Origin of the sequence: Pantoea sp. B550, assembly GCF_024158165.1 — a bacterium.
Classification (GTDB): domain Bacteria; phylum Pseudomonadota; class Gammaproteobacteria; order Enterobacterales; family Enterobacteriaceae; genus Pantoea; species Pantoea alfalfae.
Genome location: NZ_JAMYXI010000001.1, coordinates 245,307 through 262,897, shown reverse-complemented (window position 1 = coordinate 262,897; position 17,591 = coordinate 245,307). Strand labels below are relative to the sequence as shown.

Here is a 17,591-nt window from a genome sequence, read left to right as displayed (position 1 = left end):
CTGTTCAGGCAAGGCGGGTGGCAGGCGAGCTACCGGTTCGCCACCATAAAATCAGCGCCAGCAGGGCTATCGCCCCGAGAACTGCAAACGCAGTGCTGTAAGAATAACGCGCGGCGATAGCTCCGGTCATGGCCGGGCTCAGCGCAGCGCCTGCGCCCTGCATCAGCATAATGACGCTCTGCCCGGCATTAACATGGCCGGTCCCCCGCATCAGAGACACAATATAGCCCGGCACCGCCACGCCCAGAATCCCTGCCGCAATACCATCCAGAATCTGAACCGGAATGACAAAGAGCGGTTCGGCAAAGCCTGCTGCAATAACCGCGCGCAGCGGTAAAATCATCAGGGCGACCATGATGAACAGGCGATAGCCGTGCGTTTCCACCCGTTTCGAGACCCACAGCGCGACCGGGATCATCACCAGCTGGGAAATCACCACCGTTGCCGCAGCGTACAGACCGGGACTAACCGCCGCCTGTCCGCCTGCGGAGGCGACGCGCATGCTCAGCATCGGTAATAGCGCGGCATTGGCAAGGTGAAACAGCAGCAGCGTCACGCCCGCTATCATCAGCGCCGGTTTACGCATCAGCATCGATAAGCTCAGCGCTGGCTGACGCTCTTCATTCTGTTCAAAGCCTCGCGCCACCTCGTTATCAATCTCTTCACCGCGAATCGCAAGTGTGGCGAAGGCAGCAAAAATCGCCATCACCGTCATCAGAATAAAGACAGCACCCATGCCCCAGTACCAGGCTGAAAAACCCGCCAGCAACGCCGCAATGGTGTTACCGCCATGATTGAAGGCTTCATTGCGTCCCATCTGCTGGTTGAAGCCGCGCTGACCGGTCAGCCCCAGGGTGATCCCCGCCACGGTCGGACCGATAAACGCCGCAGCAATTCCCGCCACAATTTGCGAGACCATCGCCGTCCAGGTCTGATTGCTGTACCACAGCAGCAGCGTAGCAACGGTGATCACCAGACAACCCAGCAGCACAATCATTTTTTTATGGCGGGTCGCATCGGCAGCTATCCCAGCAGGCAGCGTGGCAAGTAGTCCGGCGATGCCGCCACAGGTCATCACCAGTCCGATTTCATCAGGACGCCAGTGCCGTTCCGTCAGAAATATGCCCAGAAAAGGTCCCAACCCGTCGCGGACATCAGCCAGAAAAAAGCTCATTAAACAGAGCGCATAGAGTGAACGCTGAGACATGTTATTTCCCTGGAAAGTAAGTGTTAAAGGCAGTAGCGCTTCGGTTAACAGGGAAATTATGTGTTACAAAGAAGAAAGTCACATTTCGTTATAGTAACAAAATGAAAAAGGCCACCCGTCACAATGGACGGATGGCCTGATACTTTTCACTTCGCGCAGAAGGAATTATTTATCCGTGCCGAAACCCTGTTTCAGCAGTGCGGGCAATACAGCCGGGAAGTAGATATTTTTATAGTAACCGCTGACGCTTTCGCTCCAGCTCTCACCGTCGTGACGACCGATGTTTTTCCAGTGCTGAACCATTTCATCGTTGTAAGCTGCAATCTGCTGCTCCAGCCCCTGCGTCTGATAGGTCTCATCATGGCGGAAAGTAGCCAGAGGCAGACGCGGTTTCTGATGAGCAGGCTCGTCCACGTGACCGATGACCACACCCGCAACCGGGAAGGTCAGCGGCGGCAGCTCCAGCAGTGAAATCATCGCCTGTGGATCGCGACGGATTCCGCCAATCGGCACAATGCCCAGACCTTCTGCACGCGCAGCGGCCATGACTGAGCCCAGGGCAATACCAATATCGGTAGAACCCGACACGATGCTCTCAATGCTCTGATGGGCAATCTGCTGCTGATCGACAGCGGCCATTCCCACCGCCGATTTATGCATGTCCAGCACGAAAGTGATGAAGACGGGTGCTTTGGCAATCCACGGCTGACCGCCCGCGATGGCGGCGATCTCTGCGCGACGTCCGGCATCACGCGTGATCACCACAGAAACCTGCTGTGAGTTTACTGATGTCGGTGCGCGGTATGCAGTACTGATAATACGATCCAGCACCGCTTCATCGACAGGTTGCTCAGTGAAACTGCGTTCACTTTTATGACTTGTAAAAATATTAATCAGTTCGCTCATGGTTCCTCCCACATAAAGCGCAAGAATAGCAGTAAGTCACAGGGAAAAACTTAACCGCACTGGTCATGCTGTTCGGGCATTTCAGCCTCCCCAGCGGCTTTTAAGGTAGCTCACCGCCTGCTGAGTCTGCGGCTGATTCAGATAGTTCTCTCTGAACAGAATGGTGCCATCAATATTGGGGTTAGATTCATTCAGGTCGAGCTGCTTTTTCAGTTCAGGCACACCACCCTGGAGCGTCCAGTCAGGTTCAATTTTTGATGGCTCGCCGACTTTATAAAGCGCAAGACCGATGTAGAGCCGGGTTTTAGTCGGTTTCACCACTTCTGCCCACCAGTTTGCCAGCACGTCATATCGGGCAGCCTGACGGGAAAAAGGCCAGTAGAGCTGCGGGGCGATGTAATCCAGCAGACCCTGCTGCACCCAGTGACGGGTATCCGCAAAGGCTTCGTCGTACGCTGCCGCGCCTCGGGTATCGGAACCAGCAGGATCGTGCGACAGATTGCGCCAGACGCCCGCCGGACTGACACCAAATTCAACGTCTGGCTTCAGCTGTTTGATAGTGCGTGACACCTGCTCAATCAGTTGCTGAGTATTGTGACGTCGCCAGTCCGCTTTACCGGCAAAACCCTGCCCATAGCGACTGAAGGTCTGATTATCGTTGAGCAGCGAACCTGCTGATTCGGCATAGAAGTAGTCATCGAACTGGACACCGTCGATGGGATAACGCGCCACCACCTCGGCCACAATGCTGGTGATCCAGTCACGCGCCTCAGGAATGCCCGGATCGAGCACGTAGCGATCCCCTGCGGTGCGGATCCAGTCGCGGTGCAGCACAAAAACACTGGCCGGATGCAGTGACAGCGTGCGGTTCAGTTCGCTGACGGTCGAAGGTTTAGTATTGACCGATACCCGGTAAGGGTTGAACCAGGCATGAACTTTGATGCCGCGCTTGTGCGCCTCATCCAGCATAAACTGCAGCGGATCATATCCTGGATCTTCACCGATTTTGCCAGTCAGCATATCCGACCAGGGGAGGATTTTTGAGGGCCAGAGCGCCGTGGCATCCGGCTTCACCTGGAAAAACACCGTGTTAATGCCCAGGCTTTTCAGCTTATCCAGTTTGTTGGTCAGGGATTGCTGCTGCAGGCGGATACGCTGCGCCGGACTGGTGCCGTTCACCGACGCCACGGGCGGCCAGTCGAGACGTGACACCGTGGCTAACCAGACACCCCGCATCGGTTGACTAGCCTGAGGCTGTGCTGGCTTGCCGGGCACAGGTAATGGCTGTTTCGTTACCGGCGGAAAAGGGGTCACCAGCGATTTCGGCGGTTCGGATGCGCAACTGACCAGCAATAACGCCGCAGCCAGCGCAGCGCCTCGCTTAATAGCCGCTCTGGCCTGTGCAGAAAAGGGATTAAGGGCGATGATAAACTCCAGTATTTTCTGGTCGAAACGCAAAGAGCTGTATTCTCGGTGACGCTGATGAAATGTCAATGCGTTAGCACAGCTCCAGCCCTGAAACTGCTGCCTTTTAAAACCTATGAACCGCTAACGCGGCGGACTAAAGACCATCCCTGCGGACATAAGACAGGCTTTGAGTGTGCCAAAGGCGTCCTGACACTGCCGCTCATTGACGCAGGCATAACCCAACAGCAATCCGCGCGCCTCCTGCGGATGCATATAGTATTGCGAAAGCGGTCGCACTTTGACCCCGCGTTTCAGCGCCTCTGCAGCTATCGCAACGTCATCCGCGCCCGCTGGCAGCGGCATCACCAGATGCAGTCCCGCCTCATGATTGAATGCCGGTAAAAATGCTGGCCCCAGATAGCGCTCAATCAGCCTGCAGAGAAACTGCCGCCGCTGACGATAAAGCAGGCGCATCCGGCGAATATGCTCCATGTAGTGGCCCAGTCGGATAAACTCAGCCAGCGCCCGCTGAATCAGCAGGTGTCCGCCGCGATAGAGTTCCGCCGCCGCGATGCGCAACGGCTGTGCCAGCGATTTCGGCACCACCATGTAGCCAATACGCAGAGCGGGATAGAGTGTCTTGCTGAATGTGCCCATGTAGATGACCGGTGCATCGGCTTCCAGCCCCTGAAGTGAGGGATGAGGCTGACCGGAAAAGCGAAATTCGCTGTCGTAGTCATCTTCAACAATCCAGCTTTGATGACGGCGTGCCAGGGCGATCAATGCCTGACGACGCGCCAGGCTCAGGTGCACCCCCAGCGGATACTGATGGGAAGGCGTTACAAACACCATTTTAGGGGCCGGGCCGCTGTCCGGTACCAGTCCCTGCTCATCCACCGTCATCGCGCGAATCTTCAGACCATTCATGCGCAGCAAATTACGTGTTCCCCAGTAGCCCGGTTCCTCCATCCAGACCCGATCGCCGGGATCACATAACACCCGCGTCACCAGATCAACCGCCTGGTGAACCCCTTCGGTAATCAGGATCTGGTCAGCATCGGCCCGTACGGAACGCGCCACCCGCAGATAATCCACCAGCGCATGGCGAAGATCGGGACAGCCGCCGCCGCTGCTGTAGACCAGGCGATGTACGTCAGGTTCGCGGTTCAGCCGCGCCTGAATCTGGCTGAACAGCTTGTGAGGAAATTCGGTGACATCGGGTGCGCCGGGCACAAACGCGCCCCACTGATAGGGCGAGGCAGTTGCATGCCCCAGCAGACTGGCACCCCGCTTTGACAGCGTCGCGGGTCGTTGCGCCCTCACCGCCTGAAGATCGGCAATCGCATCACTTTGCAGAGAATTCTCCGGCAACGTCTCGGCAATCCATGTCCCGCTGCCGGTGCGCGCGGTGACATACCCCTGCGCCATCAGACTTTCATAAACATGCATTACCGTGTTTCGCGACACGCCGAGTTCGCGCGCCAGATCGCGGGTTGGCGGCAGACGGCTTCCGCGGGGAAACACCTCTTCCGCGATTGCGGCCTGCATACAATTCAGCAGCCGCTGATGTAATGAGCCGGTTCTTAAAAACTGTAACCGTGCTAATAGATGATCTGCGTACAAGAGTCGCAATTGGCTCCACCTTTCCTCTGAGAATTGGCTCTGGCAACTCACCACGCCTCAGGCATAAATAAACGTGTTTGTCGGGAATTGTAAACACGCATATTAACGAGGTGGATGAAATGAGCGAAAATAATAACCTGATGCAGCAGCGCAAAGCACAGGCTCTCCCTAAAGGCATCGGTACGCTGTGCGACTGGTACGTTGCCCGGGCAGAAAACGCCACCTTATGGGATCAGGCCGGTAAAAGCTGGATCGATTTCGCTGGCGGCATCGCGGTGCTGAACACGGGCCACCGCCATCCACGTATTGAACAGGCCATTGCCGATCAGTTAACAAAGTTTACCCATACAGCGTTTCAGATAACCCCTTACGAAAGTTATATCTCCCTGGCCGAGCGCATTAATCAGCGCGTGCCCATTGCCGGATCGGCCAAAACGGCCTTCTTCACGACTGGCGCGGAAGCGGTGGAAAATGCGGTCAAAGTGGCTCGTGCCTATACCCGCCGTCACGGCATCATCACCTTTGGTAACGCTTTCCATGGTCGTACTTTCATGACGATGGCGATGACCGGTAAAGTGGCGCCCTACAAGCGGGACTTCGGCCCGATGCCACCTTCTGTCTTCCATGCACGCTACCCCAGCGCAGTTCAGGGGATCAGCATTGAGGCGTCACTGATCAGCCTCGACGAAATCTTTACCCAGGACATTGCACCGCATGATGTGGCCGCGATCGTGCTGGAGCCGGTGCAGGGGGAAGGCGGATTCCATGCCGCACCGGCAGAGTTTATGGTGCAGTTGCGGGAGCTGGCCGATCGCCACGGCATTCTGCTGATTGCGGATGAAGTCCAGAGTGGATTTGCCCGGACCGGCAAGCTGTTCGCCATGGAGCACTATCCGGTGAAGGCCGATATTATCACCATGGCAAAAAGCCTGGCAGGCGGCATGCCGCTTTCCGCCATCGCCGGTCGTGCAGAGGTCATGGACGCACCTGCGCCTGGGGGCCTGGGCGGAACCTATGCCGGTAACCCACTGGCTATCGCCTCAGCCCATGCGGTGCTGGATGTGATTGAAGAGGAGCAGCTCTGCCAGCGCGCCGTCGATCTCGGTGTCAGGCTTGAAGCTGAACTGCTGGAGCATCAACGCAAACATCCGGACATTGCTGACGTACGTGCGCTGGGTTCCATGGTGGCGATGGAGTTCTATCAGGCCAGCACCGCGCAGGCGGTTCAGAAGATGGCAATGGAACAGGGCCTGCTGCTGCTGACCTGTGGAGCTAAAGGCAACGTCATCCGCTTCCTCTACCCGCTCACCATTCCTGATGCCCAGTTCAGCCAGGCGCTGACCATTCTCTCCACGGTAATTAATCACTGTGTTGCTTCTGCCGGACATCCCGTCGTCCCGGCCTGATTTCGCTGTGCGTTCACGCAAGCCTGTTCCCCTTTCGTCCGGCTATTCAGGCCGGACGTCGCCTGGAGACGTTTACATGACGATGAATCAGAGTGCGAATGAAGATTCGCTGGCTCAAAACCTGAAACCGCGCCACGTGCGTATGCTCTCAATTGCGGGTGTGATTGGCGCAGGGCTGTTTGTCGGCTCCGGCCACGCTATTTCTGAAGCCGGTCCTGCGGTGCTGATCTCTTACGCGGCTGCCGGTGCGCTGGTGGTGTTAATTATGCGGATGCTGGCCGAGATGGCCGTCGCTTCACCCGATTCAGGCTCTTTCTCAACCTATGCGGACAAAGCGCTGGGTCGCTGGGCCGGTTTTACCATCGGCTGGCTCTACTGGTGGTTCTGGGTGCTGGTGATCCCACTTGAAGCCAATGCAGCGGGGACGATTCTGCACGCCTGGTTCCCCGAGGTCGCCATCTGGCAATATACCTTTGCCATCACGTTACTGCTGACCATTACCAACCTGCTCAGCGTTAAAAATTATGGGGAATTTGAGTTCTGGTTTGCGCTGATCAAGGTCGTGGCCATTATCCTGTTTCTGGGTGTGGCGGGGGCGGCAGTATTGGGTCTGCTGCCTGACAGCAACACCAGTGGCCTGTCGCATCTTTATGACACGCACGGGTTTATGCCGAATGGTATGAGTGCGGTTGTAGCGGCCATCCTGACCACGATGTTCTCTTTTATGGGTACCGAAATCGTCACTATTGCCGCTGCCGAGTCTAAAAACCCTGGCAAGCAGATTACCCAGGCAACTAACTCGGTTATCTGGCGCATTGCGCTGTTTTATCTGCTGTCGATTTTCTTTGTGGTCGCACTGGTGCCGTGGAACACGCCTGGCCTGGTTGAACAGGGCTCATGGCAGACGGTATTAACGGCGATGAACATTCCGCATGCCCGGCTGATTGTCGACCTGGTGGTGCTGATGGCGGTGTGCAGCTGTCTTAACTCTGCACTATATACCTCATCGCGCATGCTTTACTCCCTCTCCCGCCGCAAAGATGCGCCTGCTGCTGCTTCACGCACTAATCGCAGCGGCACGCCGTGGGTTGCGGTATTGCTCTCGACCGCTGCTGCGTTTCTGGCAGTAATTGCGAATTACCTTGCGCCAAGTGTCGTGTTTGAGTTTTTACTGGCGACGTCGGGGGCGATTGCGCTGCTGGTCTATCTGGTGATTGCCGTATCGCATCTTGTGCTGCGTAAAAAGCGCGAAAAGGCGGGTGAAGTCCTGAATTACCGGATGTGGCTATTCCCAGGCCTGACGTGGGTAACGATTCTGTTTATCACGACCGTACTTGTGATCATGTTGTTTGACGCGAAGCATCAGGCTGAATTACTGGCAACCTGCGGATTAACACTGTTGATCATTACCACCAGTCTGGTTCTGCGTCGTAAAAAGGAGAAGCGTCAAAGTACGAAGTACTTTACTCAGCGCTCTTCTGATCCTTCGTGATCCCCGGATGTTTTTTATAAAACCATTAAAAACCCACCTTTAGCTATAAAGGTGGGTTTTTATCTTTATCCATTCGGGAACCGGTATAGCGCTTGAGAACACATAAAATAAAAGAGTTTTAATAAATTGTCAGCATCATCAGCCTGCACCTGGAATTCACTCACCTGAATCTCCAGGTGAAGGTGCAGCACATTGTTTCTTGCTGAACAGGTATACGGAAGATTAGACCTTATTATGTCAGGGACTTTATGCTTTATTCACTCTCTGCGAGTTATGACCTGCAGATCGCACTGGGGTTTTCAGGTAAACACTAAAATCCGTTATGGGAATCAGAGATAGCTGACCTCAATAATCCCTTTCGATTTCGCAGGGTTAAACCAGTGCATTTTTACTTCTACAGGCAAGCCAGTCAGGGATTTGGGGTTCATCAGGTCAGCAGTTGTAACGACAGCCTTGCCACGAGCGGGATCATAGCAGTCAAACACAACAGGATTCTGCCCGATATTCATATTACACGAACCGTTCGTTATGGCTCCCCTGAAGATGATAGTACCTGAATTTGGATCTGCACTCGCTGGACCAGCCAGGGTGATCAGCAACGTGGTAAAGCAGAGAGATAAAAATAATTTCATAGTGCGTCCTCCTGAGTATGTATCACCTGTTATCGGCATACATGCCCAAAGATTAAGTGCTGAGTGAAAAAATAAATGTAAATTTTAAACACTTACCCAAATGAAATTCATTACAAAGACAATGTTAAGAATTATCTAATCCAGCTAAGTAACGTGAGTGTAGACCATAGCGTGAAAGATTTTTTCGCCTGGGTTCTTTTTCCTGATGACCTTTTCAGAAAGAAGCCACACCTTCAGCCCCTTTATTTAATCTTTACACTCATTACCATGCTACGCATGGATTTTTTGTTAGCGGATCGGGTAATCATTAATTGTCCTGCTGTAAATGGCAGGCTGAATTTCCTCTACGACTGAAATAAAGCCGGTAAAGTTAAAACATATATTTATTATGACTGAACATTCAAAATAAAATGCAGAATACAGGCGCGTTTTTTACGCTATTTAAGTCATCACTGGTAGTGTCGAAAACGCTTTCAGCTTATTCCAGATACTGGCTAAAGCGCAGCAGATAACCATCTGGATCCTGTACCAGAAACTCCCGCTGGCAGGCGGTTGTCTCGCCGGTGTCATAGTAGTTATCACTCAACGCACGAAAAAGTGGCACGGCATGCTGTTGCAAACCTGTCATTACAGCTTGAATGTCATCGACTTCGATCTGAAAATTAATGCCCCGCCCCAGCGGCCTCTCCAGTTCAGCTGTGTTCCACCCCTGCGGATGGCACTGTTCAATCATCAATTGCGCCTCACCAAAGCAGAGGTATGCGAAGTCAGGATTCTGACGCTGGATCCGCACCTCAAAGCCCAGCACATCGGTGTAAAAATGCAGCGAAACGGCAAAGTCAGTAACGGTCAGTTCTGGCACCATAGGGTTCCAGTACAGTTGTTGATCATCATTCATAAATGTCCCCATCATTCTCAGTTCGATTTCCTCTCATCACCGGCTCTGAATGCTGTTTTGCAGTTCATCCAGCATCAGACGCAGCGCGGCAGACTGGTGCTCACGCGACAGGTAAAGCCCCCAGATACCGATGCGCTGCGGCGCATAATCGGGCAATAACTCAACCAGCTTTCCCGCTTCAAGCGCAGGGCGTGCTTCCAGTTCAGGCACCATCGCTATCCCACAATCTGCAATCGCTGCGTCACATAACAGTGACGAAATGCCCGCACTGAAATTCCCTTTAACGGCGACAGAGATTTTCTCGCCACCAGCCGCCGTGAAATGCCAGCTCTGACCGGCAAAACGACTGTAGTAGAGGCAGTTGTGCTGCGCCAGATCGCCAGGCGTTTGCGGAATGCCTCGCTTCTGCAGATAGACGGGGGAGGCGCAGAGTACAGAGTGACATTCACCGAGACGGCGTGCGATTGCTCCCGGCTCTGGCGCATCGGTGATACGGATGGCGAGGTCGATGCGCTCGCTGATCAGGCTTACCGGCTGATTGTTAATATCCAGTTCGATGCGCAGCGCCGGATAACGATCAAGAAAATCGGGGACGACCGGGCCGACAAGATGAAGCGCCGTAAAATGGGCACAGGCGATGCGTAGCGTTCCGGCTGGAACACTCTGGGTGGTTTCCTGCTGGATCGCTTCTGACAGCAGAGCCAGCTGGCGGGTCTTTTGCAGAATCGCCTCACCGGCAGGCGTCAGGGTCAGCCGGCGCGACGAGCGATGCAGCAGACGCGTTCCCGCCCACTTTTCCATCTCTTCCAGATAACGGCTGACCATCGGCCGCGAGATCCCCAGCGCACGCGAAGCAGCACTCAGGCTACCCAGCTCACATATCCGGTTAAAAACGGCAGCTGCCGTCACTCTGTCCATCCCACTCACCTGTTCGGATTATGAAACTCAGCATCTCTGATTCCGGGAATTCTAACAGATAGCAAGATGCGTAGAATAGCGCTACTGATTCTGCACATCGCCCGATACACCTGCCTGAGTCGGGCATATATCTCTGAGGAATATTAATGAAAACTGCTCTGTTGCCTGTGATACTCGTTCTGGCTTCCGCCTCCGCCAGCGCGGCCACGCTGCAACTGGAAACCTATAATCCGCAGGAGAAAGGTATTTTTGCCGTCTCCTCAACCCTGGTCTCCGGGCCAACCGAAGCAATTCTGTTTGATGCCCAGTTCAGCATCCAGGATGGTGAGAAGCTGGTGGAGATGATTAAAAAGCGTGGTAAAAAGCTGAAGAAGATTGTGATCACCTCGGGCGATCCCGATTTCTACTTCGGTCTGGAGCCGATTGTTAAAGCCTGGCCGGACGTCAAAATCGTTGCCGCACCTGCGGTGGTAAAGCATATCCAGCAGACTCATGACGCCAAGCTGAAATACTGGGGCCCTCAGATGAAACAGGGTGCACCGGATAAAGTCTTTGTGCCAGACGTTACGCATCAGACCCGCTTCAGCGTGGATGGCGAGGCGCTGGAACTGCGTCATCCTGATCAATATGCTGCATACATCTGGATCCCCTCTGTGAGCACCATTCTGGGCGGTACAGCCCTTTCCTCTGGCATCCACGTCTGGACGGCTGACACTCAGACCGTTAAGAGCCGCAATGAGTGGCGCCATATCCTCACTGAGATGCAGACGCTCAACGCGAAAAATGTTATTCCGGGCCACTATCTGGGTGAGCGTCCAGCCGGCTCGCAGGCTGTGGATTTCACCCTGAATTATCTGAAGAGTTTTGAAGCGGCGCTGTCAGAACATAAAACCTCAGCAGCGGTAATTGCCGCCATGAACACCGCCTGGCCAAAACTGGCTGAGCCGGCGTCACTTGAACTCAGCGCGAAAGTGAATACCGGCGAGATGAAGTGGTAAACTTTCAGAGCGGTTCGCTCATAACAGATTGATCCGCCTTACAGCGACCATTCTGTGCGGATGCCAGTGACTGAAAGTAAAATGACCGGGCGCTATCTTTTCATCAGATAGCGCCTGTCGTCACGCGCCTGCAATCGTGCCTCTGCCGGTGTGGGAAAAATATAGTGAAACAGATCGCGGTAAAAACTCAGGTGCTTCAGTAATCCATCCTGAATGGATTTACGAAGGTCTTTAATCAGGAATTCCTGAGTTGTATTGAAGTTAGTCACACTGAAAAAGGTTTTGTCATAGACGTTGACCACCCCTTCCCATTTCATCACCTGCTCTTCCGGAGACGCGCCTTCCGAGGCGACAAACATCCCTTTATGAGATTTCACCCCCTGTTTACTCACATAGGTGGTTAAGGCGTCATAGCTGCGCTTGTTGCGCCAGCGACAGAATTCATAAGGCACATCGTAATGTGGCAGTACAAAGTCCGGGCTGCGAAAATGTTCATCGCCGATCAATCCATCCAGGGTGACTGTGAAATGAAGGAAGTCCTGCAGGAAGTCGAACTGACGAGTTTTGGTGAGCGTGATATTAATGCTGTAGTGACCAGCCTGCACATACCAGTAATTTGTAAAGCCGGTTACCAGAATACAGAATGCCTGCCAGTCACTGAGTCTTCTGTCGCCCGCCAGCCCCCTGAAACGGCTGATCATCATCCGTGATTTGGGATGCTGATACGCTTTCAGCAGCGGATCGTTCATACCTTTCAGTAACATCAGGCACACTCCTTGATAGATTGCGCTTATCCTGCCACGCCCTGATGAGGGTGAAAAGTGTCGTTGGTCTGAATGTGAACCTTTTAAAAAATCTGGCTTATGGTGGCAAAAGCACTGTCTGATTAGGCGTAAGAGAAGGCTGAGTTAACCCGCCGGGCATCGGATACCAGGCGCATGTGTGAAAGAATGCGCTGCACACCATCCGGACGGTCATATCAGAGCTTTGCGAGGGTTTTAAGCGTTTCCGGGTTTTGCTGCACCCTGCGAATTAATAAAATCGCCTGGGCATCAGATCTGGCTCTGCCCTGATCCCTGCATCAACACCTCACTTAACCGTCCGACCAGCTTACGGACCTTATAAGGAATAAAACGGGCATCCGGGAATAGGGCATAGAGATAACGGTCGGGCATTCGCCAGTCCGGTAACACCCGCACCAGTCGGCCGGAGGCCAGCGCGTCTGCGCCAGGCAGCGTCTGTAAGCCGCCGATACCGAGGCCTGCTTCAAGGGCCTGCATCAAGGCATCGCTGTTATTAGACCGAAACACGCTTTCTACCGGAACAGAGACTTTCGCGGTCGCAGAAACCAGCTGCAGCGGCGCATCAGTCGCTATACCACTAAAACGTATATGCGGATAGCGCATAAGGTCATCGGGCGTCTGCGGCGGGCCGTTGCGCGCTATCCACTCAGGGGAAGCCACCAGCACGGTTTCAATCGTGGCGAGCGAACGGGCAGCCAGCGTGGCAGGTGGCGACTCGCTGACACGAACCGCCACGTCAACGCCTTCCACGATGAGGTCCGACAGGCGATCCTCCAGCGCAATATTCAGACGCAGCGCAGGATGCACCTGCTGGAAAGCGATCAGATGCGGCATCAGCCGCTGCCCGATGCCGCTCGGCAACTGAATATGCACTCTGCCATGAAGCGGCTGCGATTCAGGCCGTAGTTGCTGCTCCAGTTCGTCCATCGCACCAAGCAGCTGCCTGACCTGTTGCAGATAATGGTGACCCGGCTCAGTTAACGCCATGGTTCGCGTGGTGCGATGCAGGAGCACCACGCCCAGTGCCTCCTCCAGTGCGGCGATCTGCTGGCTAACAGCCGACTGCTTCATGCCGTTTTGCCGTGCTGCCGCCGAAAAGGAGCCCGCTTCCGCCACCCGGATGAAGGTCTGCATCGCAGTCAGTTTGTTCTGCATTTATAGATTTTCCTGATAAGTGATATCCGGTTACGGGGATTTAATCAGAATTTTACACAGGTGAGAATGCGGCTTCTTTCTTAATCGGATAGCGATCATGAAAACGACACAGGGTAAAAAGGTTGCGCTGGTGGCGGGTGCCAGCGGGATTGTGGGTCAGCAACTGAGTCAGGCACTGGTAGCAGACCACTGGCAGGTCAAGGCACTGACGCATCGGTCAGACTTTGCAGTCAGCGGAACAGAGATTATAGCGGTCGATCTGCGCGATAGTCAGCAGTGCCAGCAACGGCTGGCATCACTCACCGACGTCACGCATATCTTTTACAGCGCCTGGCTGAACGCTTCTGACTGGGGAACGATGGTCGGACCAAATCTTGCCATGCTGCAAAATCTGGTTCAGACCATGGAGGATGTCGCCCCACTTGAGCATGTCAGTCTGATGCAGGGATACAAGGTGTATGGCGCCCATCTCGGACGCTTTAAAACGCCGGCGCGGGAAAGCGATCCTGGTGTACCGGGTGCTGAGTTTAACGCCGCGCAGCTGAACTGGCTGAGCGCACAACAGCATGGTAAAGCCTGGCACTGGAGTGCGCTGCGGCCCGGTGTGGTCGGCAGTGACAGGCCGGGCAACAGCATGAACCTGGCGCTGAGCCTGGCGCTCTACGCTTCAATCTGTCGCGCGGCGCGGCTGCCCTTACGCTTTCCCGGTTCGCCAGAAACCTGGCAGAGTATGGTCGATTTTACCGATGCCACTCTGCTGGCCGACGCGACGATCTGGGCCGCACGCACTTCTGACGCACGCAATCAGGCCTTTAATATCAATAATGGCGATCTCTGGCGCTGGAGTGAGCTATGGCCGGTCATTGCAGCCTGGTTTGAACTGGAGATCGCGCCGCCGGTTTCGCTGTCGTTCCGGCAACTATTTCAGGATTATCGTGCGCTGTGGCGGGAAATCGCCGGGGATAACACCTTAGTTGAAGCAGATATTCTGGCACTGAGTGACGGCGCTTTCGCTGATTTTATTTTTGGCTGGAACTACGACATGTTTGGCGACGGCAGCAAACTGCGGCGGGCGGGCTTTCACGGTTATCGCGCGACGGATGAGATGTTCTGCGATCTGTTTGCCCGCTTTCGGGCGGCGCGCGTTATTCCGTGATGCGCCCGTGAAAGCACAGAGGGCGAGAATATCGCTCTCTGCATCGGACTGGGTTTAGCGCCCTTTCTTCTTCCGTCCCGGCTGGACAAAGCGCTTGCGCGAGGCGCCAGCCGCATCCGCTTTTTCAGCAGGTTTCGCACCGCTCTTCTGCGGTTTTTTTGCGGCCGACGTTTTAGCCGGAGCTTTAGCTTTCTTCGCGGGTTTATCTTCTGAAGAGGAGTTCTCCAGCAGTTTAAACAGCTCAACGAGTTCGTCATCGGTGAGGTCGCGCCATTCCCCGAGCGGTAATCCCTTGAGATTGACGTTCATGATACGGGTGCGCTCAAGCTTCGTGACTTCAAAGCCGAAATGCTTACACATGCGACGGATCTGGCGATTCAGACCCTGGACCAGCGTAATACGGAAGACAAATGGCGCTTCCTTTTTCACTTTGCACTTTTTGGTCACCGTGCCCAGCATCGGCACGCCTGCGCTCATTCCGGCAATAAACTCATCGGTGATTGGCTTGTCGACCGTAACGACATACTCTTTTTCGTGGTTGTTACCGGCCCGCAGGATCTTGTTGACCAGATCACCGTGGTTGGTAAGGAAAATCAGGCCCTGAGAATCTTTGTCGAGGCGACCAATCGGGAAGACGCGCTTGCTGTGATTGACGAAATCGCTGATGTTATCGCGCTCGCCCTCTTCCATGGTGGTGATAATCCCCACCGGCTTATTCAGGGCAATCAGCACCAGATCGTCTTCATCGCGCGGCTCGATAAGCTGACCATTGACCTTCACCACATCGCCTGCAAATACCTGCGCGCCTACAGTGGCGCGTTTGCCGTTAATAAAAACGTTGCCCTGCTCGATGTAACGATCGGCGTCACGACGGGAGCAGATGCCGCTCTCGCTGATGTATTTATTAAGACGAGTTGATGATTCAGTCAGCATGATTCCTCCAAAAAACGCGGACTATACCTTACCGGCGGGGGCTTGCGAAGTCTTTGCACCGGAAACTTTTGCTCAGCTTTGCCAGCCTGAAGGCAGCGGGCATTCACAGATCAATCGCCATCTCAGTACAGCGCAAATCGCTGCCCGCCAGCTTTGACGGATAGAAACTTTCGCCCAGCGGGTGGAAGCCATGCTGCTGGTAAAAGCCCACGGCGTTCGGCGTCGAAGCGAGTGTCAACCGGTGGTAGCCACGCTGCAGCGCCTCCGCTTTGATGGTGTCGATGATCAGCCCAGCCATTCCCTGTCCGGTAAATGCGGGCAGGGTAAAAATGGCTTCCACGCTGGCGGCGGCAAGGTCCAGCGATCCGGTAGCAACCGGCACGCCGTCCGGGCCATCAATCACGAAGAAGGGATTGGCGCGGATCATCGCAGGAAAGCTGGCGGGCATGCGGTCCGGCGTCCAGGCGGCGAGCACGTCGGGTGGATAAGCATGCTGGCAGCCATGACGGAGTGCCTGATTTCGGATATTCCATAAACGATACGCCTCTTCAGGCGATGCCTGTCTGACTATCATGATCCCCTCCGGTTCTCATCGCGTCGCGCTTCGCTACGTTATCACAGCCCGTTCCCGGTAACTGACATTCTGGCACTGTTGATGTCAATAGCGTGATGGCAGTCATTTACCGTTCACCGATTTGTCCAGGCATTGCTGCTGCATTAGCAACCCGGTTGTTTCAACCGTGCCGCATTTGCAACACGCCCAGCTCGCCTTTAGCCGTTTACTTCCATAAAAACAGTAGCTTATTTTATGGCACGGTTAGTGCTTGGCCTTTTCTTTTATATCTTAAAGTTTGGAAAAATTAACTATTCCATTAATCCAGCTATATGCCAGGAGAAAACCATGTCACTGAACCAACCTTTACAGTTCGCCTACTGGGTGCCGAATGTCTCGGGCGGACTGGTGATCAGTCAGATAGAACAGCGAACCCGCTGGGATGCTGCCTACAACCGTAAACTGGCGCAGATCGCCGAACAGGCGGGTTTTGATTACGCGCTGACGCAGATCCGGTTTACTGCCGGGTATGGCGCAGACAATCAGCATGAATCCGTCACCTTCTCGCAGGATCTGCTCAGTCACACCTCGAAGTTAAAAGTGATCGCCGCGCTGCTGCCTGGCCCGTGGAATCCGGTATTAGCCGCAAAGCAGATCGCCACCATCAGCCATCTCTATGGGCCACGTATCGCCGTTAACATTGTCAGCGGCTGGTTCCGGGGCGAATTCAAAGCGATTGGTGAACCCTGGCTCGATCACGAAGAGCGCTATCTGCGTTCCGAAGAGTTTATTCGCTGCCTGCAAGGCATCTGGCGCGAAGAGAACTTTACCTTTGCAGGTGATTTTTATCGCTTTCGCGATTACGCCATGAAACCTAAGCCACTGTCTCCGTTACCGGAAATTTTCCAGGGTGGCAGCTCACGTGCGGCGCGTGACATGGCTTCCCGGGTGTCAGACTGGTATTTCACTAATGGGAATACGCCGGACGGTGTCCGTCTGCAGATCGCGGATATCCGTGAAAAAGCAGCACGCAATCAACATCAGGTCAGAGTCGGACTGAATGGATTTGTGATTGCGCGTGAAAGTGAACAGCAGGCACAGGCGGTGCTTCAGGAGATCATCAGCAAAGCCAACCCGGATGCGGTGAAAGGCTTCCAGCATGAGGTCAAAAATGCAGGCAGTGCCTCACCTGAAGGAGAGGGAAACTGGGCGAAATCGTCGTTTGAGGATCTGGTGCAGTACAACGACGGCTTCAAAACCAATCTGATTGGCCCCCCCCAGCAGATTGCTGAACGGATTATCGAACTTAAGCAGGCCGGTGTCGATCTGCTGCTGCTGGCGTTTCTGCACTTTCACGAAGAGGTGGAGTTCTTTGGTCGCGAAGTAATACCGCGCGTTCGTGAGCTGGAGGCGCAGGCGGCACTGATCGAAGCGTGAAAACCACACGCCAGGGCGAGTTTAACGCTCCGTCGCCGCGGCGTAATGAATAACGCGCAACATCGTC

16 protein-coding genes are annotated in these 17,591 nt (G+C 54.5%); 5 read left to right on the top strand and 11 right to left on the bottom strand.

The genetic code is table 11. The annotated features are described in order from the left end of the window. Window positions 1–4: 4 nt before the first annotated feature. The 4 genes from NIM72_RS01210 to NIM72_RS01195 form a co-directional block, all read right to left on the bottom strand. Complete coding sequence (locus NIM72_RS01210; RefSeq protein ID WP_253418006.1) at window positions 5–1,207, bottom strand: MFS transporter; 1,203 nt, start codon at window positions 1,205–1,207, stop codon at window positions 5–7. Between the two features lie 165 nt (window positions 1,208–1,372). Continuing rightward, entirely contained in the window at window positions 1,373–2,113 is a 741-nt protein-coding gene (locus NIM72_RS01205) for a nitroreductase family protein (protein WP_222925572.1), read from the bottom strand. Window positions 2,114–2,194: 81 nt separating this feature from the next. After that, entirely contained in the window at window positions 2,195–3,571 is a 1,377-nt protein-coding gene (locus NIM72_RS01200; protein ID WP_256497358.1) for a glycoside hydrolase family 10 protein, read from the bottom strand. A 90-nt stretch (window positions 3,572–3,661) separates the two neighbouring features. Further along, complete coding sequence (locus tag NIM72_RS01195) at window positions 3,662–5,152, bottom strand: PLP-dependent aminotransferase family protein (protein ID WP_253418004.1); 1,491 nt, start codon at window positions 5,150–5,152, stop codon at window positions 3,662–3,664. A gap of 110 nt (window positions 5,153–5,262) precedes the next feature. Between NIM72_RS01195 and gabT the strand changes: the two genes are divergently transcribed. Both gabT and gabP read left to right on the top strand, forming a co-directional pair. Further along, complete coding sequence (gene gabT, locus NIM72_RS01190; RefSeq protein ID WP_253418002.1) at window positions 5,263–6,549, top strand: 4-aminobutyrate--2-oxoglutarate transaminase; 1,287 nt, start codon at window positions 5,263–5,265, stop codon at window positions 6,547–6,549. Between the two features lie 76 nt (window positions 6,550–6,625). Then, entirely contained in the window at window positions 6,626–8,041 is a 1,416-nt protein-coding gene (gene gabP / locus NIM72_RS01185) for a GABA permease (RefSeq protein ID WP_161735729.1), read from the top strand. Window positions 8,042–8,370: 329 nt separating this feature from the next. Here the strand turns inward: gabP and NIM72_RS01180 are convergent, their stop codons facing one another. From NIM72_RS01180 to NIM72_RS01170, 3 genes are all read right to left on the bottom strand, one after another. Further along, entirely contained in the window at window positions 8,371–8,673 is a 303-nt protein-coding gene (locus NIM72_RS01180) for a type 1 fimbrial protein (RefSeq protein WP_161735727.1), read from the bottom strand. Between the two features lie 478 nt (window positions 8,674–9,151). Further along, the gene (locus NIM72_RS01175; protein WP_253418000.1) at window positions 9,152–9,571 is read right to left on the bottom strand and encodes a VOC family protein; all 420 of its coding nucleotides are present in this window, start codon (window positions 9,569–9,571) and stop codon (window positions 9,152–9,154) included. A gap of 36 nt (window positions 9,572–9,607) precedes the next feature. Beyond that, window positions 9,608–10,489: a LysR family transcriptional regulator gene (locus NIM72_RS01170; RefSeq protein ID WP_161735723.1), complete on the bottom strand. Its 882-nt coding sequence runs from the start codon at window positions 10,487–10,489 to the stop codon at window positions 9,608–9,610. A 146-nt stretch (window positions 10,490–10,635) separates the two neighbouring features. On the opposite strand from NIM72_RS01170, the gene NIM72_RS01165 reads away from it, so the two are divergent. Further along, window positions 10,636–11,487: a Vmh family MBL fold metallo-hydrolase gene (locus NIM72_RS01165; protein ID WP_253417999.1), complete on the top strand. Its 852-nt coding sequence runs from the start codon at window positions 10,636–10,638 to the stop codon at window positions 11,485–11,487. A 92-nt stretch (window positions 11,488–11,579) separates the two neighbouring features. Here NIM72_RS01165 and NIM72_RS01160 read toward each other — a convergent pair whose 3' ends face one another. Together NIM72_RS01160 and NIM72_RS01155 are read right to left on the bottom strand one after the other, a co-directional pair. Beyond that, window positions 11,580–12,251 carry a hypothetical protein gene (locus NIM72_RS01160; protein WP_161735719.1) on the bottom strand — a complete coding sequence of 224 codons (672 nt, stop codon included), beginning with the start codon at window positions 12,249–12,251 and terminating at the stop codon, window positions 11,580–11,582. Window positions 12,252–12,539: 288 nt separating this feature from the next. After that, the gene (locus NIM72_RS01155; RefSeq protein ID WP_161735717.1) at window positions 12,540–13,445 is read right to left on the bottom strand and encodes a LysR family transcriptional regulator; all 906 of its coding nucleotides are present in this window, start codon (window positions 13,443–13,445) and stop codon (window positions 12,540–12,542) included. A gap of 97 nt (window positions 13,446–13,542) precedes the next feature. Between NIM72_RS01155 and NIM72_RS01150 the strand changes: the two genes are divergently transcribed. After that, window positions 13,543–14,601 (top strand): SDR family oxidoreductase, encoded by a 1,059-nt coding sequence (locus NIM72_RS01150; protein WP_253417997.1) that lies wholly within the window; start codon window positions 13,543–13,545, stop codon window positions 14,599–14,601. A gap of 54 nt (window positions 14,602–14,655) precedes the next feature. On the opposite strand, the gene rluF is transcribed toward NIM72_RS01150, so the two are convergent. Both rluF and NIM72_RS01140 read right to left on the bottom strand, forming a co-directional pair. Further along, window positions 14,656–15,534, bottom strand: a complete 879-nt coding sequence (gene rluF / locus NIM72_RS01145) for a 23S rRNA pseudouridine(2604) synthase RluF (protein WP_253417995.1) — start codon at window positions 15,532–15,534, stop codon at window positions 14,656–14,658. Between the two features lie 103 nt (window positions 15,535–15,637). Continuing rightward, window positions 15,638–16,108, bottom strand: coding sequence for a GNAT family N-acetyltransferase (locus NIM72_RS01140; RefSeq protein ID WP_161735712.1), 471 nt, complete (start codon window positions 16,106–16,108; stop codon window positions 15,638–15,640). A gap of 327 nt (window positions 16,109–16,435) precedes the next feature. Here NIM72_RS01140 and sfnG point away from each other — a divergent pair, with 327 nt between their 5' ends. Continuing rightward, window positions 16,436–17,524 carry a dimethylsulfone monooxygenase SfnG gene (gene sfnG / locus NIM72_RS01135; RefSeq protein ID WP_253417993.1) on the top strand — a complete coding sequence of 363 codons (1,089 nt, stop codon included), beginning with the start codon at window positions 16,436–16,438 and terminating at the stop codon, window positions 17,522–17,524. Window positions 17,525–17,591: the final 67 nt, after the last annotated feature.